At 47.0% G+C, this 21,017-nt stretch carries 23 protein-coding genes and 1 riboswitch; all 23 genes read right to left on the minus strand.

What is annotated here, in order from left to right:
- Positions 1-14 precede the first annotated feature (14 nt).
- The 23 genes from AC1S8V_RS19100 to spoIIAA all read right to left on the minus strand — a co-directional run bounded on the left by AC1S8V_RS19100 (position 15) and on the right by spoIIAA (position 20,996).
- A complete protein-coding gene (locus AC1S8V_RS19100; RefSeq protein WP_017687661.1) occupies positions 15-542 on the minus strand; it encodes a redoxin family protein in 528 nt (175 codons plus the stop codon).
- Between the two features lie 133 nt (positions 543-675).
- The gene (locus AC1S8V_RS19105) at positions 676-1,425 is read right to left on the minus strand and encodes a pseudouridine synthase (RefSeq protein ID WP_062835222.1); all 750 of its coding nucleotides are present in this window, start codon (positions 1,423-1,425) and stop codon (positions 676-678) included.
- Between the two features lie 196 nt (positions 1,426-1,621).
- Positions 1,622-2,440, minus strand: a complete 819-nt coding sequence (locus AC1S8V_RS19110) for a S1 family peptidase (RefSeq protein ID WP_482070344.1) — start codon at positions 2,438-2,440, stop codon at positions 1,622-1,624.
- Between the two features lie 63 nt (positions 2,441-2,503).
- Positions 2,504-3,037: a spore maturation protein gene (locus AC1S8V_RS19115; RefSeq protein WP_017687658.1), complete on the minus strand. Its 534-nt coding sequence runs from the start codon at positions 3,035-3,037 to the stop codon at positions 2,504-2,506.
- A gap of 6 nt (positions 3,038-3,043) precedes the next feature.
- Entirely contained in the window at positions 3,044-3,670 is a 627-nt protein-coding gene (locus AC1S8V_RS19120) for a nucleoside recognition domain-containing protein (RefSeq protein WP_036607746.1), read from the minus strand.
- 31 nt (positions 3,671-3,701) lie between these two features.
- Positions 3,702-4,889, minus strand: coding sequence for a D-alanyl-D-alanine carboxypeptidase family protein (locus AC1S8V_RS19125; RefSeq protein ID WP_482070345.1), 1,188 nt, complete (start codon positions 4,887-4,889; stop codon positions 3,702-3,704).
- A 132-nt stretch (positions 4,890-5,021) separates the two neighbouring features.
- Complete coding sequence (ytfJ, locus tag AC1S8V_RS19130) at positions 5,022-5,504, minus strand: GerW family sporulation protein (protein ID WP_340013625.1); 483 nt, start codon at positions 5,502-5,504, stop codon at positions 5,022-5,024.
- Between the two features lie 147 nt (positions 5,505-5,651).
- Positions 5,652-6,383: a DUF2953 domain-containing protein gene (locus AC1S8V_RS19135; protein WP_482070346.1), complete on the minus strand. Its 732-nt coding sequence runs from the start codon at positions 6,381-6,383 to the stop codon at positions 5,652-5,654.
- 417 nt (positions 6,384-6,800) lie between these two features.
- On the minus strand, positions 6,801-7,454 hold the full coding sequence (scpB, locus tag AC1S8V_RS19140) for an SMC-Scp complex subunit ScpB (protein WP_482070347.1): 654 nt from the start codon (positions 7,452-7,454) through the stop codon (positions 6,801-6,803).
- Positions 7,423-8,223 carry a segregation and condensation protein A gene (locus AC1S8V_RS19145; protein WP_017687652.1) on the minus strand — a complete coding sequence of 267 codons (801 nt, stop codon included), beginning with the start codon at positions 8,221-8,223 and terminating at the stop codon, positions 7,423-7,425. Before AC1S8V_RS19145 ends, scpB begins: the two co-directional genes overlap by 32 nt.
- Positions 8,224-8,327: 104 nt before the next feature.
- Complete coding sequence (ribH, locus tag AC1S8V_RS19150; RefSeq protein WP_024630943.1) at positions 8,328-8,795, minus strand: 6,7-dimethyl-8-ribityllumazine synthase; 468 nt, start codon at positions 8,793-8,795, stop codon at positions 8,328-8,330.
- Between the two features lie 101 nt (positions 8,796-8,896).
- Positions 8,897-10,129, minus strand: a complete 1,233-nt coding sequence (locus AC1S8V_RS19155; RefSeq protein WP_482070348.1) for a bifunctional 3,4-dihydroxy-2-butanone-4-phosphate synthase/GTP cyclohydrolase II — start codon at positions 10,127-10,129, stop codon at positions 8,897-8,899.
- Positions 10,130-10,216: 87 nt separating this feature from the next.
- Entirely contained in the window at positions 10,217-10,885 is a 669-nt protein-coding gene (gene ribE, locus AC1S8V_RS19160; protein ID WP_482070349.1) for a riboflavin synthase, read from the minus strand.
- A 58-nt stretch (positions 10,886-10,943) separates the two neighbouring features.
- Entirely contained in the window at positions 10,944-12,047 is a 1,104-nt protein-coding gene (ribD, locus tag AC1S8V_RS19165; protein WP_482070350.1) for a bifunctional diaminohydroxyphosphoribosylaminopyrimidine deaminase/5-amino-6-(5-phosphoribosylamino)uracil reductase RibD, read from the minus strand.
- Between the two features lie 324 nt (positions 12,048-12,371).
- A riboswitch (FMN riboswitch) is annotated at positions 12,372-12,538 on the minus strand.
- Between the two features lie 165 nt (positions 12,539-12,703).
- Positions 12,704-13,993 (minus strand): hypothetical protein, encoded by a 1,290-nt coding sequence (locus tag AC1S8V_RS19170; RefSeq protein WP_482070351.1) that lies wholly within the window; start codon positions 13,991-13,993, stop codon positions 12,704-12,706.
- Between the two features lie 137 nt (positions 13,994-14,130).
- A complete protein-coding gene (locus AC1S8V_RS19175) occupies positions 14,131-14,562 on the minus strand; it encodes a peptidylprolyl isomerase (RefSeq protein ID WP_482070352.1) in 432 nt (143 codons plus the stop codon).
- A gap of 247 nt (positions 14,563-14,809) precedes the next feature.
- On the minus strand, positions 14,810-16,141 hold the full coding sequence (gene lysA, locus AC1S8V_RS19180; protein ID WP_482070353.1) for a diaminopimelate decarboxylase: 1,332 nt from the start codon (positions 16,139-16,141) through the stop codon (positions 14,810-14,812).
- Between the two features lie 103 nt (positions 16,142-16,244).
- Positions 16,245-17,912, minus strand: a complete 1,668-nt coding sequence (locus tag AC1S8V_RS19185; RefSeq protein ID WP_482070354.1) for a spore germination protein — start codon at positions 17,910-17,912, stop codon at positions 16,245-16,247.
- Positions 17,913-17,936: 24 nt separating this feature from the next.
- Positions 17,937-18,365 carry a stage V sporulation protein AB gene (locus AC1S8V_RS19190; protein ID WP_482070355.1) on the minus strand — a complete coding sequence of 143 codons (429 nt, stop codon included), beginning with the start codon at positions 18,363-18,365 and terminating at the stop codon, positions 17,937-17,939.
- A complete protein-coding gene (locus tag AC1S8V_RS19195; RefSeq protein WP_482070356.1) occupies positions 18,346-19,002 on the minus strand; it encodes a stage V sporulation protein AA in 657 nt (218 codons plus the stop codon). The genes AC1S8V_RS19190 and AC1S8V_RS19195 overlap by 20 nt, the downstream gene beginning before the upstream one ends.
- Before the next feature lie 418 nt (positions 19,003-19,420).
- Positions 19,421-20,176, minus strand: coding sequence for an RNA polymerase sporulation sigma factor SigF (gene sigF / locus AC1S8V_RS19200; protein ID WP_036607856.1), 756 nt, complete (start codon positions 20,174-20,176; stop codon positions 19,421-19,423).
- A gap of 14 nt (positions 20,177-20,190) precedes the next feature.
- Entirely contained in the window at positions 20,191-20,646 is a 456-nt protein-coding gene (spoIIAB, locus tag AC1S8V_RS19205; protein ID WP_036672324.1) for an anti-sigma F factor, read from the minus strand.
- Positions 20,643-20,996, minus strand: a complete 354-nt coding sequence (gene spoIIAA / locus AC1S8V_RS19210; RefSeq protein WP_017687636.1) for an anti-sigma F factor antagonist — start codon at positions 20,994-20,996, stop codon at positions 20,643-20,645. Before spoIIAA ends, spoIIAB begins: the two co-directional genes overlap by 4 nt.
- Positions 20,997-21,017 lie beyond the last annotated feature (21 nt).

Genomic DNA, 21,017 nt, shown 5'->3' on the forward strand with positions numbered 1-21,017 from the left:
GAATAGACCTCCTGTCAGGGCTGCTTCGCCAGTTGCGAAATTTGAGCGTCAAGTGTGTCCAAATCAAGTTGCCCGATATGAATAGTAGAGATTTTGCCTGTGTCAGATACAAAGAAAGTCGTTGGCATCGGAGAGATTCCGAAATCACGAACCGAGTTTTTCTCCCGATCAAGCATGATTGGAAACGTAACCCCAACCTGCCGTACAAAATTATCCACGGTCATCTGGTCTTCTCCAACATTAATCCCGACAAATTGTACTCCCTGGTCCTTCCATTTGTCAGCTTGCGCTTGAAGTGCGGGCATTTCTTTAACACAAGGTTCGCACCATGTGCCCCAGAAGTTGATCACCATTGCTTTTCCTTTATACTCATCAGACGTATGAACTTGACCGTCCAGGCCCAGCAGTTCAAAAGAAGGAGACTTGTCCCCTTCCTTTGGCTTGCCATTCGAGCCGGATACCGATGTGGTAATCGCATATCCGCCCAACACCAGGATCAATAACAAAATGACGATTTGCACCGTTCTTCTTGATTTCCCCATGTGCTGCTCCCCTTTTAAGTGACTCTAACATTCGCATATCATTGATCTAAGATAACTGTGAACATCCTATGAACAATTATAGCGAATTTCGTCACAAAACTGCGGCGGTTTTATGAATATTATGTGTCTCGCATTACCTTTTTTTCATTTTTTTGGCTGGTTCTGATTGTGCGAGGGTAATCAGGTTGTTTACTTCTTCTTTGGTCAGATTGCGTGTCAGACCACGTTTCAGGTTTTGTAGCAAAATCCCACCAAACGAAATCCGTTTCAGACGGGTTACCGGATGGTTGATTGCCTCGAACATACGTCTAACCTGACGGTTACGTCCTTCATAGATCGTAATGGAAATGACCGACTCATTGGCCGCTGTATCCACATCTTTGTACTCTACCTCTGCAGGAGCAGTCATGCCGTCATCCAGCATAATGCCTGTCTTTAATTTCTCCAGAGCTGTACCATGCGGTACTCCTTTGACCGTTGCATGATACGTTTTGGGTACGTGATGCTTCGGATGCGTCAGCAAATGTGCAAACTCACCATCATTAGTAAGAATCAGCAAGCCCTCAGTGTCATAATCCAGACGACCCACTGGGTATACACGTTCCTTGACACCTTTCAGGTAGTCGGATACAATTTTCCGACCTTCAGGGTCAGATGCACTTGTAATTACGCCTTTTGGCTTGTTCAACATCAAGTACACTTTTTTCTCACTGCGGATCGGTTTTCCATTAACCGTAATCATATCCTCTTCGGGGTTCGCTTTCGTACCCAGTTCGGTTACGACCTCCCCGTTAACTTCTACTTTGCCGGACAGGATTAGTTCCTCGCTCTTGCGGCGGGATGCAATGCCTGCCTGTGCGATAATTTTTTGTAATCTTTCCATGTTTGTCATGTCACCTCACACTAATGATACCCATCAAGCAGGGAAATCACAAGGATAATCCAAGGATTTTGTAAACTGGCGACACGAATATGCATTTTAGGCTACCTTCCCCCTTGAGATTGACGCAAAAAAAGCCTACCTTTACCCAACCTGTTGAACACAGATGGCGTAGAGATGAGCCTTTTCCTCAAATCATTTAATTGGAAACTTTACCGGCAACCACAATTTGCTTTTTGGCAGGCATGCTGCTGTCTTTAATGAAAGTCTGCAATGTTTTGGAAGTAATATAATAGGTCCGTCCACCATACACAAACGTCATCATACCGATCACATGGTTGTTCTGATCCAGAACGGGTCCACCTGAATTACCTTGTGCCATGGATTTCACAATACTGCCGATTCCCTTCTTGCCTGGAACATCCGAGGCTTGGGAACTGAACACTCTGCTTTTGGCTATCGTATTGTAGGTTGAAGGAAAATCTTCATCCAGGATGACAAGATCACCAGCAGGATTTTTGGGGAATCCGATGGTATAGACAGCCTGGTTATCCCGGGCATTAGCAAACGTGACCGGTTTGGCGTCGATTTCCTTGTCCAGCTTCAGCAGTGCCATATCCGTCACCGAATCTGTCTTAATGATCTTCGCCTTCACGGGTTGACCCAGAGAACCGGGACTCGCGACAGTCAGTGAGCCTTCATCGCCATCAGACAGCTCTGCAAAACTCTGAACGACATGGTAATTCGTGAGCACTTCATCCTTGGAGATCAGGATCGAGGTACCAACATCATAATATACCATATCGGGTTCATCCTGCTTGACCAAACGTACATTCACGACTGGAAAAGAATCCGCTGTGACTGCCATTTGTGCACGCAGCTGTTTGTCGAAGTAACCTGTAAAGTGTATTGTCTGAACGGATTGAGCCGTCGCCAGCCCCGTTGAACCCGCGAGCATTGCAATGGCAAGCACGCCTGTCATTCCGACACGGAGCATTCGTTTCCAACTCTTCTGCATGTCTCACTCTCCTCCGCTATTATTCTAGCATATCTAATATATCGGAAGGAAAGGAGATATCTTTTAACCAAAAACGAGCAAACAAATGGCGAGGGCAGCAATAAAACCAACGACATCGGAAAACAACCCTACTTTGAGTGCATATCGACCGTTCCGTATGCCTACAGCCCCAAAATAAACAGTCAGCACATATAACGTGGTGTCTGTACTCCCCTGAATCGTAGATGCCATACGTCCAATCATGGAGTCAGGGCCATGGGTTTTGATCAGATCGGTTGTAAACGCCAGGGAGCCTGTCCCAGTTAAAGGACGCAGTATTCCGAGTGGCAACACTTCGCCTGGAACACCCATCCAGGACACCAGCGGAGCGAACAAACTAATCACAAAATCCAGTGCACCCGAGGCACGAAATACGCTGATTGCGACCATCATGCCCACGAGATGCGGAATAATACTGATTGCAGTGGAGAAACCATCCTTGGCCCCATCAACAAAGGATTCGTAAACCGGGACCTTTTTGGTAAACGCATATAATGGAACAAACGCGATAATAACCGGGATGGCCCAGACGGAGATCCAGTTGATGAAGGTTAACAAAAGTGCTCATCCTTTCATGCCGGGATTGCCACTTTTCTGTATGCGCGGCGGTTTGTGTAAAGCCCTGTTCCGATACCAGCGATCAGCGATTATAGCAGCAAGTGTAGCGATAATGGTAGCCATCAATGTTGTTCCCACGATCTCTGTAGCATTGGCAGAATGATAGTTTAAGCGAATGGCAATCAGCGTTGTCGGAATAATGGTAATACTTGCCGTATTGAGAGCCAGTAAGGTGCACATGGCAGGAGAAGCTGTTTGTTTGTCCGGATTAAGCTCCTGCAGCTGTTGCATGGCTTTGATTCCCATCGGTGTAGCCGCATTTCCTAGCCCCAGCAGATTGGCACTCATATTGGAGAGAATATAACCCATCGCCGGATGATTTTTGGGCACATCGGGGAACAGGAAGCCCACAACCGGACCGAGCAGCTTGGCAATCCGGGCCAGAAGACCGGCATCCTCGGCCATTTTCATCATGCCCATCCAGAACACAAGCACACTAATCAGTCCAAAACAGACCGTGACTCCCGTTGCCGCCCCATCAAAAGCAGCTTGCGTGACCACTTCGATATTACCGTTGACGGCTGCAAAAACAAATCCGATTAAAATCATGAGCAGCCAAATTAGATTAATCATGGATTATATCCTCCCTTCAATGGCGATTTAGCTAAGGAGACAACAGGTGGCTTAACACGGCACGCCATGCAGCTGCCCAGGAAGAGACATCACCGATTCCACCCAGCGTTGCATCTTCTGTCTTCGGTTCAGGAGGAATATAACTGCCTTTGCGATACACCGGAATTGAGCCAACAAGTTTGCCGTCAAGTTGCATATCAATGCGACCTGCCAATCCAAACGAAGGATCTGTCGATTTTTCCTTGCCTTCCGTTTCCGACTGTCCTCGATTTTCGTGTAGTATCAATTTCTTGGTCAATGAGCCTTGTTCACTTTTAGCCAGTGGGTACCAAAATCCCCGGCCCGTAACGACATCTGTATTTTGCACAGGCTGTTCTTGCTTGGCGACCTCTACCAACGGGAAGTACTCAAACCCGAAATCAAGCATCCGAGCATGATCGTTCCAATCGTTGCCATCATTCAGCGTTACCGCGGCGAGCTGCTGTCCGTTACGTGTAGCGGAGCTAACCAAACATCTGAAAGCTTTCTTTGTATAGCCGGTTTTCACTCCATCGGCACCTTCATACATCCGAAGCATTTTGTTTTTGTTGTGCCAGGAGTATTCCCAGCTTTCATTGGGATTTGGCGCGGATTTGTCTTCCGTGGCTACGATGCGTTTGAACACAGGATTGTGCAACGCATATGCCGTTAATCGGGCCAAATCATTCGCTGTAGAATAATGACCTTCTGCATCCAGTCCATGAGGGTTCATAAAGTGGGAATGCGTCAGGCCGATTTGCTCCGCCTTTTTGTTCATTAACAGGACAAAGCCATCTTCCGAACCACCCACATGTTCTGCGATCGCAGAGGCAGCGTCATTACCTGAACGGAGCATTAGCCCGTACAACATGTTTTCCAGCGTCATCTCTTCACCTAACTTCAGATAGAGAGATGATCCTTCTTTGGCAAAAGCCGAGGGAGACACTTTAACTTTCTCATCCAGCTTGCTGTGTTCAATCGCAACGATTGCCGTCATGATTTTGGTCAAACTGGCAATTCGCAGTTCCTTATCCCCATCCTTGCTGTATAAGATCCGGCCTGATGTGACATCAATGAGAGCAGCGCTTTGCGCATGTGTAGACGGACCTTGAATCGTTGCCTGGGCTTGAGTAACCCCAAATGAAGACAGCAAGAAGACAGGGATAAGCATGCATGCAATGACTTTCGTTATTTTTCGCATCAATTCATTCCTCCGGGTCACTTGGAATCTTGTACTATCTTATGTCCGGACAACTTGGAGTATGTCCCATAGGAGAAAACAACAAAAAATCCCTCTCGCATTGGGTGCGGAAGGGATTGTTGCGTATAGATCTTAGCTATAGGTTGATGGGTCTGGTGTAACGGGTACACCTGTTGTATTCGTTGGTGTTGTATTACGTTGGAACATGCCCTGAATTCGGTCAAGAACATAAGGAGTAGAGTCAATGAGCTTCTCAAACAAATGCGTGGAGTTATCTAGTGGTACAATGTGTACCCCCTGTTTACCTACCACCAGGAACGCAATAGGACGAATGGATACACCGCCACCACTACCGCCACCAAATGGAGAAGCCACTTTAGCTGAACTGGCATGTTCAGTAGAGGTACCCGTAGCACCACTTTTGCCACTACTTTCGCCATTGACGTGAAAATCACTACCACCGGCAGCAAATCCGAATCCCACCTTACTGATTGGCAGAATCACGGTACCATCTGGTGTTTCAACTGCATCGCCAACAATTGTATTGACATCCACCATGGCCTTGATATTTTCCATTGCGGTTTCCATTAAGCCTTGAATTGGATGATCTGACATTTAAATTCCCTCCAGTTTCAATGTAAGCTAGGTTTGATCTAACCATATCATCCCCAAACTTGATGGGACTTATGTAATAAGCATTTTAAGTACACTCACCAAACCCCAACCTTACATTCCCAAAAACAGACCGGCTATGATGGGTTTTTATACTGTTGTCCCACTAAGCTTATTCTTTTGTTTCTCCTTATGCCTGCGGCGCTGTTCCTGAAGAAGCTTGAACCACATCCGCCATCCGCCCTCGACTTGAAGCACACGGGTGAGTAGTGTAACTCCAGCGATCAATACGGCTGCAATCCGAATTTTCACTCTGCAATCGAGCTCCGTTCTAAATTCCATTTCATCGGACCACACCGGCATAACCTGAAGCATGGGTGTTTCATCAAAGCGGATCTGATATGTGAGAAAACCAATAATAATGGACTTGATACTCCACACCCAGCCCGTCAACACCGCTGTATATGCTGCATCACCAACGCCGATGTGGGTAGCCCAGGACAGTTGAGTCATATGTACGCGTGTGAGTGTTTGCTTAAGCCACAGCTTGAGCGCGTCCGTTGCCCTAAGCATAATTTTCACATCTTTAGCCCACTTCTTGACTTTGCGTTTGTTGACTCGCTCGCTTCCCTGGGCCTCCCCTCTCGAATGATTCATGGATTGTTCGGTCTTGACCAGAAAACCTTCCTTCATATTACGAAAAACAATACTTGGGATCTCATAGTTAATCCGCACAATTCCATAGAGAAGACGAACATTAATATTGGCGTAATCATCACTTTTATGTTTACTGAATGTAAAATGTACATGAACATTTGAGATGAGGACTGCGGCAATCAGCAATGCAAACAACAAACCGATTCCTCCAAGCCAAATCCACACAGGCCTTACCTCCAAGCCCTCAATTCTTTTCTCGTCTAGTATGGCACTCTGGATAGGAAAAAATTCACGTCTGACCTAAAAATCCCATTTCATATTTGTTTGGAAACGGTCCTTCATACCTTTTATATACATAAATTGGACTAAAAAATAGTTACACCCATCACTCCGATGACAGAATAACCCTCCGATCTCTGTTATCCCCAGATTTTTTTGATTCCTTTTCTAAAGGGTAAATCCGGGGATAAGCATATGCTTCCGATGCAGCTTTCTTTCAGAAAGCTTTTAGGCGAACACTCCGTTTCTTCAGATTATTTCTGTCCTCTCTGTTATGTGTAAAATGTTTAGTTCAATTTATCTAAAAATAATGCACAAAAAAACCGACTCCACTAATGGCGTCGGTTAATATGAACTTGCAAATTAAAGTGAAGAATCCGTATTATCATCTTCGTTGTCGACGATCAGATCATCCGCCGGATCAGCACTTTCCGGTTCCAGTTGTTGCAAATCCAGTTTGTTGAATAACAGTTGTGTCTCTTCCTCCAGGTTCTCCGAATCTTCGAACAAACCTGGTTCTGGCAGATCTTTAAGTGAAGCCAGTCCGAAGTAATCCAAAAATGACTTGGTCGTTCCATAGAGAATTGGTCGTCCGATCGCCTCGGCTCGTCCCACTTCAATAATCAGATCCTTATTCACAAGTGTATGAATAGCACGCTCCGATTTTACACCACGGATTTCCTCAATCTCAACCCGTGTAATCGGCTGCCGGTACGCCACAATGGCCAGCGTCTCCAGAGCTGCCTGCGATAAGGAAGTACGTGCTGGAGAGTATGCAAGTTTCTCGAAATACACTGCGTGCTCAGGCAAGGTGCCCAGCTGGACTACGCCAGCGATTTTGAGAATCTGTACACCTCGTCCCTGCTGTGTAAATTCACTGATCATTTCCTCAATCGCGTCCGTTACCAGCTCGACTCGCTGATCGACGATCTCGGCAATTTGTTTGATACTCAGACCTTCTTCTCCGGACAAAAACAGCAGGCCTTCAATAATCGATTTCAATTTCGGAAAATCCATGATTCTTTGTTTCCCCTCTCCACTCCATAACGATATCCTCAAACATCCGTTCCTGATAACAGACAATCTGCTTCATCTTCATCAGTTCCAGCACCGCCAGAAACGTCACGACAATCTCATGGCGATAGATATGCTCATCCATTAACTTGGAGAATAAAAGTCTGCCTCCCGGCCCCATACTTTCCAAAGCGCCGATGACATCCCGTATCCGGTCCTTAACCGAAATTTCATCCCGTTTGATCCGAGTTACGGTTGTACGCTTCTCAGCCTTGCGTAGCGCCTTCTGAAATGCAGCAATCAGATCAGAGGTATGCAAACCCTCAACCGGGTTCGAAGGTGCTTCTACAGGCATATAAGGGCGCAGATCCTCGGGCTCTTTGGAAAAAATAAGGCTCCGTTCCCACTCCCGTTCATGAAGATGACGCGCAATGCCCTTGTACTTGCGATATTCTATCAGACGCGCAATTAGCTCTGCACGTGGATCATAATCTTCTTCTTCCATATAATCATAATCCTCGAAATCCTCAATTACCGGTGGTTTGGGCAATAAAAGTTTGCTTTTGATCGACAGCAGTGTTGCTGCCATGACCAGAAATTCACTCGTAATATCCAGTTCCAGTTCCTGCATCGAATGCAAATACGCCATGTATTGATCGGTAATATCGCTGATGGGAATATCCTGGATATGAATTTCAGCCTTATCAATCAGATGAAGCAGCAGATCCAAAGGCCCTTCAAAAGTCTCCAGTTTGTATGTAACTACCGTCACTAGACGAATCCTCCCGCCAGAAAAATACAAAACCCTGCTAAGCCGTCCGAATCCGGTCTCCCGTTTTCGTCTGCGCAAAGCAGGGCACTACTATTAAATAAGCACTATTTTAGCTGTTTCGTCAAGTTTGCCATCTCAATTGCCGCCGTAGCTGCATCCCAACCTTTGTTACCCGCCTTGGTTCCGGCACGTTCAATCGCTTGTTCAATATTTTCTGTTGTAACCAGACCGAAGATTGTAGGCACGCCTGTTTTCAGGTTAATTGCCGCTACCCCTTTAGCCATCTCGTTACATACATAATCGTAATGTGTAGTTGATCCACGAATGACAGTTCCCAGCGTAATCACCGCATCATACTTGCCACTCTCCGCCATTTTCTGAGCAATCAAAGGGATTTCGAAGGCGCCGGGAACCCAGGCCACATCCACTTCATCGTCCTGCACGCCGTGACGTTTGAATGCATCAAGTGCTCCGCTAAGCAATTTGCTAGTGATGAATTCGTTGAATCGTCCGACAACAACTCCATATTTTAATCCTTCTGATACCAAATGTCCTTCAAAAAAGTGTGGCATTCAATTCATCTCCCTAACTATAGAATAAAATGTAAGCAACTCAATCCATACCTAACTACTTCCATAAATTACATAAAGAAAGCCTATCATCTAACGTTCATTTACTCTTCGTTCTGCTCGATATCATCGAACTTGAGCATATGACCCAACTTGGCTTGTTTCGTATGAAGATACACCGTGTTGTCCTCGTTCTCTTCCATCTGGATCGCGACACGCTCTACGACTTCAAGTCCATATCCTTCAAGGCCTTTGATCTTGCGAGGATTGTTTGTTAGCAGTCTGATCTGACGAACCCCAAGATCTTTCAGAATTTGGGCGCCAATCCCGTAATCACGCAAGTCAGCAGCAAAACCCAGCTTCAGGTTAGCATCCACAGTGTCCAGACCTTCCTCTTGCAGCTTGTAAGCTTTGAGTTTGTTGATCAGGCCAATTCCCCGACCTTCCTGCCTCATGTAGAGCAGTACACCATTGCCTTCCTCGTGAATCTGTTTGAGTGCCGCATCAAACTGAGGACCACAGTCACAACGATGAGAATGGAACACATCACCTGTCAAACATTCAGAGTGTACACGCACCAGTACAGGTTTCGAACCATCAATCTCACCTTTGACCAGAGCCACGTGTTCCTTGTTATCCACAGCGTTCGTATAAGCTACCGCTTGAAACTCGCCAAAGTCCGTTGGCATATGCACAGCTACTTCACGTTGAACCAGCTGCTCTTTTTCGTTACGGTAACGAATCATGTCCTGAATGCTGATCAGCTTCAGATCATGCTTGCGGGCAATCTCCTGCAGATCCGGAAGTCTGGCCATCGTACCATCTTCCTTGATTACTTCACAGATTACGCCCGCAGGGTAGGATCCACACATGATAGCGAGGTCTACAGCTGCTTCCGTATGTCCGGCACGGCGCAGCACACCGCCATCTTTTGCAATCAACGGGAACATGTGACCAGGCTTGCGGAAGTCCCCAGCTTTGGCTTCAGGATCAATCAGCCCCTTCACGGTGATGGAACGTTCATGTGCCGAGATACCCGTTGTAGTATCTTTGTGGTCCACAGAGACGGTGAAGGCCGTTCCATGGAAATCTGTATTTTGTTGAACCATGGGTTTCAGGTTAAGTTCGTCCGCACGTTGTTGTGTAATCGGAACACAGACCAGACCTCTGCCTTCAGTGATCATGAAATTAATCACTTCAGGTGTTGCCTTTTCGGCCAAAGCGATAAAATCGCCCTCATTCTCCCGATCTTCATCATCCACAACAATGACGGGTTTACCACGCATGAGATCGTATATGGCTTCTTCTACCGTGTCCAAAATGGATTTTTTTGACATTAGTCCACCTCCAGTTTATTTCTGTTCTCTACGTTCTCGTGTAAAGGAATCATTCTCAATTCATATTGATCTATTGTTGCACTTTCATTATGCGAAACCGTGATTGGCAAGAAAATCTTCACTGATACTGCGCGGTTTGCCCGCACCCGTCTCCTGATGTCCTCTCCCATACTGCAGCAGATGATCCACGTACTTGCCCAAAATATCGCATTCGATATTGATGGTATCCCCTGTCTTTTTCACATTTAGTACAGTTTCACCAATCGTATGAGGGATAATGGAAACCGTGAATGCGGTCTGGGACGTATGGACAACGGTCAAGCTAATGCCATCCAGTGTAACTGACCCCTTGGGGATCAGATATTTGAACAACTGGGGATCATCGGGTTTGATCTCAAACACAATTGCGTTCTGATCACGTGTTATACTACCAATCACTCCAGTACCATCGACATGGCCCTGAACGATATGACCGCCAAAACGGCCGCCTGATTGCATGGCTCGCTCCAGATTGACTTTACTGCCAGATTGCAATTGACTGAGATTGGTATGGCGATACGTTTCAGGCATCACATCGGCAGTAAAGCCTCCACCTTCCAGCGTTGTCGCAGTTAAGCATACCCCGTTCACTGCCACACTATCGCCAATCTTCAGATCGTCCATGATGGCGGAAGCTCCGATATTCAGGACCATCGCTTCGCCTTTCCGACCAATACGCCGAATCTGACCGACTTCTTCCACCAAACCGGTAAACATGCTGCCGCCTCCCTCGATCATTTCTAAGAACCTAACTTATTACATTATGATCCATTTATTATTCAGGCCACACCGGAATACCGCCGATGCTGATATTATCTCCAACTTGTTCGATTTCCAGCTGATTCAATTGAATCGCCTGATTCATACGTTCCACACCCTCGAAGCGGAAGCTTCCAGGTGTATCATATCCGCCTACAATCTTCGGAGCGATAAACATGAGCAGTCGATCAACCAACCGTGCCTCCAGCATGGCTCCATTCAGGGTGCCTCCACCTTCAAGCAAAATTGAACCAATCTCACGCTCACCCAGCTTGCTAAGTCCACTTAACAGATCCACACGTGGTCCAGGACCACAGCGTATAATTTCGACACCATAGGCTTCCAAACGCTCAGCAGCTTCAGGACTGGCTTCGTCTGTTGTCAGTACCCATGTTGGGGCTAGACCATCCTTGACCATTTTTGCACCTAAAGGAAGACGTAACTTGGAATCCACCACAATGCGTACCGGACTGATGCCTTCCACTTGCAAACGGGTTGTAAGCTCCGGATTATCGGCAATCACCGTGTCGACGCCAACCATAATTCCCTGGTGACGATGACGAAGAGCATGCACAATCTCACGAGCGGGCTCGTTGGAGATCCACTTGCTGTCTCCGCTGCGAGTGGCAATCTTGCCATCTAAAGTGGTAGCTGTCTTCAGCGTCACAAAAGGTAGACCCGTTGTAATAAATTTAATGAATTTTTCATTCATCCGTCTTCCACGCTCACGCAATACGCCAACTTCAACTTCAATGCCTTGTTGACGGAGCATGCTTATGCCCCTGCCGGATACTTGCGGATTTGGATCTTCACAACATACCACAACACGTTTCACCTTTTCATGAATCAGGCGTTCACTGCAAGGTGGCGTCTTGCCGTAATGACTACAGGGCTCGAGTGTAACGTATACCGTACTGCCTGCTGCGTCACTGCCTGCCATGTTCAATGCATGCACCTCTGCATGACCGGTTCCACGTTTCAGATGACTTCCCAGGCCTACAATACGCCCTTCTTTCACAACTACACATCCAACGACCGGATTAATTCCCGTCTGTCCTTGTGCTCGTTCCGCCATATCAAGTGCCAGTGCCATATAAAATTCATCATTGATCATTTCCAAATCCGTTCACCCCGCGGTCTAAAGTCTTGATTATGAAAAAAATCCCCGTCGAACAATCAGTTCGATGGGGATGATGAGAGACAATTGTCACCAGCAGGAGTGAAATGGATACAGCACGCCAACACTTTGCCTAAAACTTCATTTCGGGCAAGTGAAAATAGACACATACCTTAATGAACATCAATTACAGGTAAAGAGCTTCTATAGTGTGGCATATGTATGGAACTGTCCGGCGTAACCGGCTCTTCCCTGCACAGTGCAAGACATTACAAATCGTGACTGTGCAGCAATACTCCTGCTGAATGCAAACCAGTTAGGTCTGCACCTCTCCTTCTCCCATCCAGACTATACTGTCGGTTCTGGAATTACACCAGATCAGCCATCTGCCACAGGCAGACAGGTCACGGACTTTGCATCAAGTGCTGGACTTGTGTCCTTACACTTCCTGCATCACCGCCGGTAGGGAATCGCACCCTGCCCTGAAGGATTGCTTTCGTTATTAATTGGATGTTAGCACTTTACTGCCAAAAAATCAATTGTTTTTTGTTCCTTTTTGTCACATACTAACTTTTAATAAGCTAAGAAACAACAAAAAACCGCTTCCTCCCAAGAGACACGGTTTTTGTTGAGATCCAGTTCATATCCTTCGTATCATTCTACATTTCAGGAAAACACCAGCTCGCCATATGCTTTAAATCTTTGGCATTATGAAATGGAATGCGGTCAGGTTCTTGCAGGGGCGAAGTCGGAAGCGGGAACTCTCTTGCTACTCTTCTGACCCAACTTGTGGAATCGATCGCAATAGCCGAGCACTTCCAGCGTCCATTCGTTCTCGGTCGAAACGTCCCATGCAAATCTGCTTTTCCCGGCATCTCTGGAAAGACACCATCCAGATATTCGACGATGACACGCTTGTCTCTGACTTCGTGACAGTATACGGTCACCCATACACCTTCCCGAATCCGAACAGCATACACATCTCCAGACTGTACCTCCCCGGTACCTGCATCAGGAGATGCCTTTGGTACTTTCCCCCGAACACTTCTCTTCTTCTCCAATGCTCCTAAGATCGTGTCCTTTACAGCTGGGTTCTCCTCAGGCTCATCCGCAAGAGATATATTACTCAGTTCAAAATCATGGAATATCTTGTTCAGGTTGTTCTCATTAATTCCGATAGATGAGTCCCACCACGCCAGAGGCGCTTGCACCTCAACCCGCACATTGGGACGCTCGTCACGCTGTATGTAAGAAGTGAATTCCGTGATCATTCCGGGGTGTTCTGGCGTATCCAGAATGCCAATCAGAGCTAACGTCTCGAGCAAGTCACGATAGGCATATTCCTTTTGTGTAGGCAAAAGACGTTCCTTCTTGAGCGCTGCTGCTGCCTTGCTGTAGCGTGTTTTGGGAGGTAATTCGCGAAGCACCGTTAGCACCGCTCGGAATGTCCAGCGGTCGTATTCATTTGGTATTGGAAGCTCCTGTATGGCAGCCAGCTCTCGAAGTGCCAGTAGCTGTCCAAAGGGATCACCGTCTAAAGGGGTTCCATTGGTCATGCGCCAATACCATTGCAATGTCGTGTCGGTTGCTTGATCTACACTTAATCCGCAGATCTTACAAGTGCTCGAAGATGGATACGGTGTATGTTCATGTTCTGGCATATTACTTGCAATAAGCTTACCCGTAAGAAGCGAGCGCCAGATCATGGGTGCTGACCACAAAGAGGAGACAAAGGCCTGTGCTGCTTCATTCAGCGTCCATTGTTGCGCAAGTTTTATCAGTTCAGTGATCGTTTCATCATGTTGCGGACACACAAATCGATTCGGTTCATGCCCGGCGGCCTCAAGCGCTTCTCGCTCCTGAACGGATACACTATCCGGAACGACATGTCGTGATGCCTGCAGTTCTTCGTCCCACAACGTTCGATCACTATAAATTTGTTTTAACAAGCTTAGCTGAGTAACTATATCCAAGGTATCATTCATCCTTTCCAATCATCGATTTCAAGTATGTAACGTATGCAAAAATAAAAAAAGTGCTTCTATAAAAGAAGCACTCCATGTTTGGATCCGTTAAGCTGAAGGAATTAAGCTTCTACAACTTCAACAGTTTCCATTTTGTCTTTACCTTCTAAAGCGTCCACGAACTCCATACCTTTAGCTACTTTACCAAATACCGTATGTTGTCCATCCAAATGTGGTTGCGGTTGGTAGCAGATGTAGAACTGGCTTCCACCTGTGTTACGGCCAGCATGTGCCATAGCGAGTGTTCCGCGCTCATGTTTGTTCGGGTTGATTTCACAGTTGATTGTGTAGCCTGGGCCACCTGCACCGGAACCGTTAGGGCATCCGCCTTGAGCTACAAAGCCCGGGATAACGCGGTGGAATGTAAGACCATTGTAGAAACCGGAGTTAGCCAGTTTCTCAAAGTTTGCTACTGTGTTTGGAGCTTCTTGATCGAACAGATCGATCAAAACTTCTCCGCCGTTTGCCAATTTAATTTTCGCTTGTTTCGCCATATGTAAATGACTCCTTTCGTATTGACCATCATTAATGGTGCCAAATCGCATGACCCTGGGCCAAGCATTACAGCACTTTTCTTAGTGTACACCGAAAATGTCTGGATCGCAAAAAAAACGGCAACTTTTTTCACAATTTAGTCCGAATACACAAAAAGCAGACGAAAAAGGAAGTTCCCTTTTCATCTGCTTCAACTGTAAAATCCATATATCCTGAATAATGCAGAAACGCATTATCTTTGACGAATTAGCGAGTAACTGGCTGTTTGCCAATACGTGCAGGTACCAGGTCATTCTGGATGATATCTTGATACGTCTCACGGCGCACCACTACATCTCCTTGACCGTCTTTGACAAACACAACGGCCGGACGACGAATCCGGTTGTAGTTGCTTGCCATGGAGTAGTTGTATGCACCTGTACAAGCTACAGCGAGCAGATCGCCGCTTTCCACTTTTGGCAAGTCGAGATCCCAGATCAGCATATCACCACTCTCGCAGCATTTACCCGCAACAGATACTGTTTCCTGAGCAGCCTCTTTCGCACGGTTGGCAAGTACGGCTTCATACTTGGATTCATACAAAGCAGGACGTGGGTTATCGGTCATACCACCATCAACGGCAACGTATTTACGCACACCTGGAATGTCTTTGCTTGTGCCAACGGTATACAGCGTTGTTCCCGCTTCACCCACGATGCTGCGGCCTGGTTCAACCCAGATCTCAGGTACGGCATAGCCGATTTGAGCAAAATGATTTTTAACCGCATCGGTAATAGCCTTCACGTATTGCGCAACTTCAAGCGGCGTATCTCCATCGATATAACGGATTCCGAATCCACCACCAAGGTTAACCACTTTGAAAGCAACGTTAAGACGCTCATATACACTTGCTGCAAATTCAGCAACACGTTGAACAGCCATTTGGAAGCCTTCAACTTCGAAGATCTGAGAACCGATGTGGGAATGAACACCCAACAGAACCAGATTAGACTGCTTGGAAGCCAAGTCAATCGCTTCAAATGCTGTACCATTGCCGATATCGAATCCAAATTTCGAATCCGTCTGACCTGTAGAAATATATTCATGCGTATGTGCCTCAACACCAGGCGTCACACGAAGCAAAATGTTTACTTTACGATTTTTGTCCGCTGCTACAGCTTGCAACAGATGCAATTCATTGAAGTTATCAACAACAAAGCATCCGATCTCCGCATCAAGAGCCATCTCGATCTCTTCCAGCGTTTTGTTGTTACCGTGGAAATGAATGCGCTCAGCCGGGAATCCTGCTTGCAATGCAGTAAATAGTTCACCGTCAGATACGACATCCAGGGAAAGTCCTTCTTCAGCTGCAAGGGCACACATCGCCATTACACAGAATGCTTTACTTGCATAAGCAACCTGGAAGCCCAGTCCGGAAGCACGGAATGCTTCCATGTACTCTCTGCAACGCTCACGAACCAATTGCTCGTCCACAACGTACAGGGGAGTTCCAAATTGTTCTTTCAGATCTGTTGCATCGACTCCGCCAATTTCCAAATGTCCTTGCGCATTTATTTTACTTGTACCATGTAAATACATAATCTGCATTCCTCACTTTTTATATACTGGAACAGTAGCTATTCCAATGATTTTACACCAGTATATCAAATTAGGCAGCGAGATGAATGGATTTTTCGGAAGATCATTTGTGTTTTTTACTTTTTCGCAGTTCGCCGTCCGGATCATCGGACATTTTGGTGTTGTCACGTGTTTTGTTAAATGATGGACGTTTTTTATTTTCTAGTAACGGATGCCGGAATAAAAAGTTGCCCAAGGCCTTTGCATTAAACGGTATAAAAGGCCAGAGATACGAAGAGTTGTACGACCGGTGAACCGTGAGCGCCAGTATGAGCAATGTACTGCCCACGACCAATCCAGGAACTTTAAACATCGCCACCGCGATTAGCAGAACCAACCTGACCAGCCGGTTGGCAAGTCCCAATTCGTAACTCGGCGTGGCAAACATACCGATCGCTGCAATGGCCATGTACAGCACGACTTCGTTAACAAAGTATCCTGTTTTCACAGCCATATCCCCGATCAGAATGGCTGCGATCAATCCCATGGCTGAAGCCAACGGTGTAGGGGTATGAACCGCCGCCATCCGCAGCAAATCCACGCCAAGCTCAATCAGGAGGAATTGCAGAATGAGCGGCAGTTTTGCATTTTCCTGTGGACCGATAAATTCCAGCCCCACCGGTTTGATCGCAGGATCAATAACCATCAGGAGCCACAGAGGCAGCAAAAACAAAGAAATCAGAATACCCGCAAAGCGGACCCAGCGCAGGTATGTTCCCATGAAGGCAGTCTGTCTGTTCTCTTCCTCATGTTCACATAGGTCGAAAAACGTGGTGGGCAAGATCATCACACTGGGAGAGGTATCCACGAAAACGACCACTCTTCCATTCAGCAGATGGGATGCAGTCACATCCGGCCGTTCCGAATAGCGCACCAACGGGAATGGATTCCACCCCTTATTGATAATCGCTTCTTCCAGCTGCTTGTCGGCGGACGGAATGCCATCGATATCGACCCGTTGTATTTTTTCACGGACCGAATCCACTTGCACTTTATCCACAATATCATCAATGTATACCACGCAGACATCCGTTTGAGTTCTTCGCCCTACCTGCATAATCTCAAACTTCAGTCCAGGGTCGCGTATTCTGCGGCGCACCAATGTCACGTTGGTCAGGAGTGTTTCGGTAAAGCCATCTCTGGAACCCCTTACGACCCTTTCCAAAGAAGGTTCTTCCGGTGAACGTACCGGGTAACTCCGGGTGTCCATAATGAGAACGGAGCGGTCCCCTTCTACAAACATCGCGCTCATCCCGGTAAGGACCTTGTTGATGACGGCACTCATCTTGTCCACTTTTTCCACCTGAATATGAGGAATATAACATTCAAAATACGATTTCAGCGCATGTTCGGATACCTGATCAGGTGTAAGATAAGTTAACCTTTTTAATACTTCAAGCAGAATTTCGTCTTTGGCAAACCCGCTCAACATTAGTAATCCAACATGCTTGCCACCCAGAACCATCTCTCTTAAGGTAACGTCGAATGATTCTCCAAGACCCATAACCTGTTGCAGTGTATATTTATTCTCACTCATGCGTGGGGAAATATCATCGTTTTCTTGCCAATATTGCACCGATTCCTCAATGCTGTCGGACATTTCATTTTGTTTTTTCTTGTTGTAAGCCTTCTCCTCTTCTTCCCTCTGAATCTCATAAGCAGACTTGTGTAACATCTCTTCCGTTATACCTTCACTATTTTCCTGGCCTGTGTGCTCTGTTCGTTCATCCATCTTCCATCCTCCTATGGCCACGAGTTACCGCTGATATATAAAAAAATCAAACAGAGAACCTGTCATTTTGCCTAAAATCATGGCGAGCAGTAATCCAAACAAATAAGGTTTCATGCCCAGCCGTTTGGCTAGCACGGGCAGCACGTTAAGCACCTCGGTGAGCGCCGCTGCAAGCAATCCGATGAACACGCCACAGAACAAACCAACGATCGGGCTGAGCAGCAGCACCCCATGCATTTTCCAGTGCCAGAAGTCCGCCACCGTCCCGAGCAGTGAACCACCAATTAGCCCCCCTTCGTACCAGTGCGTCTTGTCATACGATTGCGTAAGTTGAGCCAACCTGGGAATCATATCGAGCACCAGAATGAGCGCAATTACGCCGCTTCCTACGGCAATTCCCCCTGCAATACCCAATACAATGCTGATTGCTCCATTAAGAACGCTCATCCGCATTCATCTCCCCGCGTTCCTGCTCATGCATCCGTTCGCTTTCTTCAATCACCACATATTTATCCACATTTTGCTGGTATAGGAACATCTCTACTTCCAGTGGGGTAGGCTCCTCATTCCACTTCTTCTTGAACAAATGATTGAAAAATACTGCCATTCCGAATCCAATGCCAATGGAATACGCCACTTGGAACAGATAGGGATGTTCGTCCCGATGCCCAGTAAGCATCTCCACAATTCGAATCTGTACTTCCTGCATGTTCACATCGGCATGAAAATTCATAATGGTTAAGGCTGATCCAAAGAACAGCAGCAGCCAAACCAGAATGAACAGGGACTTGGAAGGTTGACCATTTCCCGCAATGACTTCAACAAGCGTATGGCCTGATCCAATCAGTTCCACGCTTACCTCCGGCAGGATGTTCCGAATTCGGGGAATAATCTGCAATATATCAATGAGGATCAGATTGCCGTCCTCCGGTCCAGGGCGCAGCAGTTCAAGCTCCAGTAACCTGTCCTCCTGATCGTCAGAAGAGGTCAGCACATGTGCAATGTCTCCAAGCTTGACTGCTCTGCCCCTCTGGATGCGAATACGGCTGCGCAGACGAATATAGACCATTGGAGTGGGTGTCTGGGACATCCATAGCACTCCTTTACTGCGTAATTTAGGTTAGTATTTGAAGAATGTGCAAATTTATTACAGACTGGTTGGAAAAAGATCGGGAGGTGGGTGCGGGCGCTGCGGGATGGATCGGTCATTGGTCGCTGTTATCCCCGGATTTCTTGAACTCTCCTTTTCAAGGAGGAAATCCGGTGCTAAAGGCGAACGCTTCGCTCCTTTTGACCGATTCCATCCCTCCGCTACCAGTCGTCCTCCCATTTCCAAACGTTTATAATAAATATGCTGGGGGAGTAGACAGGAAGGGAGTTAAAAGTGGGGATATTCGCTTTGTTTCTCTAACAACAAACAACCTTCCTCGCCATAAAGCGCGATAGAAGGTTGTTAGTTGTCGTATATTGGTGCATAAGCGCCAATAATGTTGTCGCAATCACTGAAATCACTGCGCGATCTGGTCGCGGATGGATTGCAGTATTTTTTTCTCCAAACGTGAGACCTGCACCTGAGATATTCCCAGCCTGCTGGCAACCTCGGACTGCGTCTGATCCCGGTAATACCGAAGATAGACGATTAACCGCTCCCGCTCACTGAGACCACCGATGGCTTCGTTTAGCGCCAGTTTGTCAAACCAACGTTCCTGAGACTCGTCGGCAATCTGATCCATTAACGTGATGGGATCGCCGTCATTCTCAAATACCGTCTCATGGATTGAGGTCGGTGGTTTGTTTGCTTCCTGGGCAAATACGACTTCCTCCGGGGTTACCCCCAGCTCTGCGGCTACTTCTTTGATCGTCGGTAGACGATCCAGATGTTTGGACAGTTCGTCCCTTTTCTTGCGGACTTTATTAGCCATCTCTTTGAGTGAACGACTGACCTTCAGGGTGCCGTCATCCCGCAGGAATCGCTGGATTTCTCCGATGATCATCGGCACCGCATAGGTCGAGAACTTCACGTCATAACTGAGATCGAATTTGTCCACTGACTTGAGCAGACCGATACAACCAATCTGGAACAGATCTTCCGGATCATATCCCCTGTTCATAAAACGCTGTACGACGGACCAGACGAGTCTGATGTTGCAGTTCACCAGCGTATCCCGTGAGACATGGTCACCCGACTGACTGAGCGCAATCAGCCGTTTGACCTCGGCATCGTCCAAATAGGTCTGTGAAGATGGTTTCACTTCAGCATCCATAAGAACACCAACCCCTAATTATACAATGCTTTCTTGGATTCAATCCTTTTCTTCATCTTGATGGAGGTGCCTCTGCCGGGCTCACTGCTGACTTCGAATTCATCCATAAAGTTTTCCATAATGGTGAAGCCCATGCCCGACCGCTCAAGTTCGGGTTTGGACGTATATAGCGGCTGCTTCGCCAGTTCAAGATCTTCGATTCCTTCACCGCGGTCTTCCACAATAATTGTGATCATGTCTTCCCGAATCTCGGCCTGGATGGACACAACACCCTCGGAGTTATTGTTGTATCCGTGGATGATGCTGTTGGTCACGGCTTCCGAAATGACCGTCTTCAGGTCACTGAGCTCGTCCATCGTTGGATCAAGCTGGGAGATGAATGCAGCAACGGTTACCCGTGCAAACGATTCATTCTCTGACTTGGCCGCGAATTGCAGATTCATGAAATTTGTCCCTGTTCCTTCATTCATGAGACGACCTCCAGACCTGAGAGAGCAGTTCCCTCATTTTCGTATATCGGCATAATCTTGAACAAACCCGACATTTCCAGCAAACGGTACACCGGCGAATTGACGTCACAGACCACCATCTTGCCGCCTTTATTCTTAATGAGCTTGTATCTTCCCAAAATGACACCCAGACCCGAACTATCCATAAATTGCAGATCTTTCAGGCTGAGTACCAGATGCTCGCTTTGTCTCCGCTGGATAGCTTCATCCATTTGCATCCGTACCATGTCAGCTGTATGGTGATCCAGCTCCCCGGATAATCGTACAATCAGAATCCCGCGATGGTGTTCCATTTCCACATGCAAGTTCACGTTTGCCCACTCTCCTCCCTG

The sequence above is a fragment of the Paenibacillus sp. B46(2026) genome, from assembly GCF_056786355.1.

Bases quoted from the DNA above. Each gene is read 5' to 3' on its own strand.
- AC1S8V_RS19100 (WP_017687661.1), bottom strand. From the start codon at position 542: ATGGGGAAATCAAGAAGAACGGTGCAAATCGTCATTTTGTTATTGATC.
- AC1S8V_RS19105 (WP_062835222.1), bottom strand. From the start codon at position 1,425: ATGGAAAGATTACAAAAAATTATCGCACAGGCAGGCATTGCATCCCGC.
- AC1S8V_RS19110 (WP_482070344.1), bottom strand. From the start codon at position 2,440: ATGCAGAAGAGTTGGAAACGAATGCTCCGTGTCGGAATGACAGGCGTG.
- AC1S8V_RS19120 (WP_036607746.1), bottom strand. From the start codon at position 3,670: ATGATTAATCTAATTTGGCTGCTCATGATTTTAATCGGATTTGTTTTT.
- AC1S8V_RS19125 (WP_482070345.1), bottom strand. From the start codon at position 4,889: ATGCGAAAAATAACGAAAGTCATTGCATGCATGCTTATCCCTGTCTTC.
- ytfJ (WP_340013625.1), bottom strand. From the start codon at position 5,504: ATGTCAGATCATCCAATTCAAGGCTTAATGGAAACCGCAATGGAAAAT.
- scpB (WP_482070347.1), bottom strand. From the start codon at position 7,454: ATGGATTTTCCGAAATTGAAATCGATTATTGAAGGCCTGCTGTTTTTG.
- ribH (WP_024630943.1), bottom strand. From the start codon at position 8,795: ATGCCACACTTTTTTGAAGGACATTTGGTATCAGAAGGATTAAAATAT.
- AC1S8V_RS19155 (WP_482070348.1), bottom strand. From the start codon at position 10,129: ATGTCAAAAAAATCCATTTTGGACACGGTAGAAGAAGCCATATACGAT.
- ribE (WP_482070349.1), bottom strand. From the start codon at position 10,885: ATGTTTACCGGTTTGGTGGAAGAAGTCGGTCAGATTCGGCGTATTGGT.
- AC1S8V_RS19175 (WP_482070352.1), bottom strand. From the start codon at position 14,562: ATGGCGAAACAAGCGAAAATTAAATTGGCAAACGGCGGAGAAGTTTTG.
- lysA (WP_482070353.1), bottom strand. From the start codon at position 16,141: ATGTATTTACATGGTACAAGTAAAATAAATGCGCAAGGACATTTGGAA.
- AC1S8V_RS19185 (WP_482070354.1), bottom strand. From the start codon at position 17,912: ATGGATGAACGAACAGAGCACACAGGCCAGGAAAATAGTGAAGGTATA.
- AC1S8V_RS19190 (WP_482070355.1), bottom strand. From the start codon at position 18,365: ATGCGGATGAGCGTTCTTAATGGAGCAATCAGCATTGTATTGGGTATT.
- AC1S8V_RS19195 (WP_482070356.1), bottom strand. From the start codon at position 19,002: ATGTCCCAGACACCCACTCCAATGGTCTATATTCGTCTGCGCAGCCGT.
- sigF (WP_036607856.1), bottom strand. From the start codon at position 20,176: ATGGATGCTGAAGTGAAACCATCTTCACAGACCTATTTGGACGATGCC.
- spoIIAB (WP_036672324.1), bottom strand. From the start codon at position 20,646: ATGAATGAAGGAACAGGGACAAATTTCATGAATCTGCAATTCGCGGCC.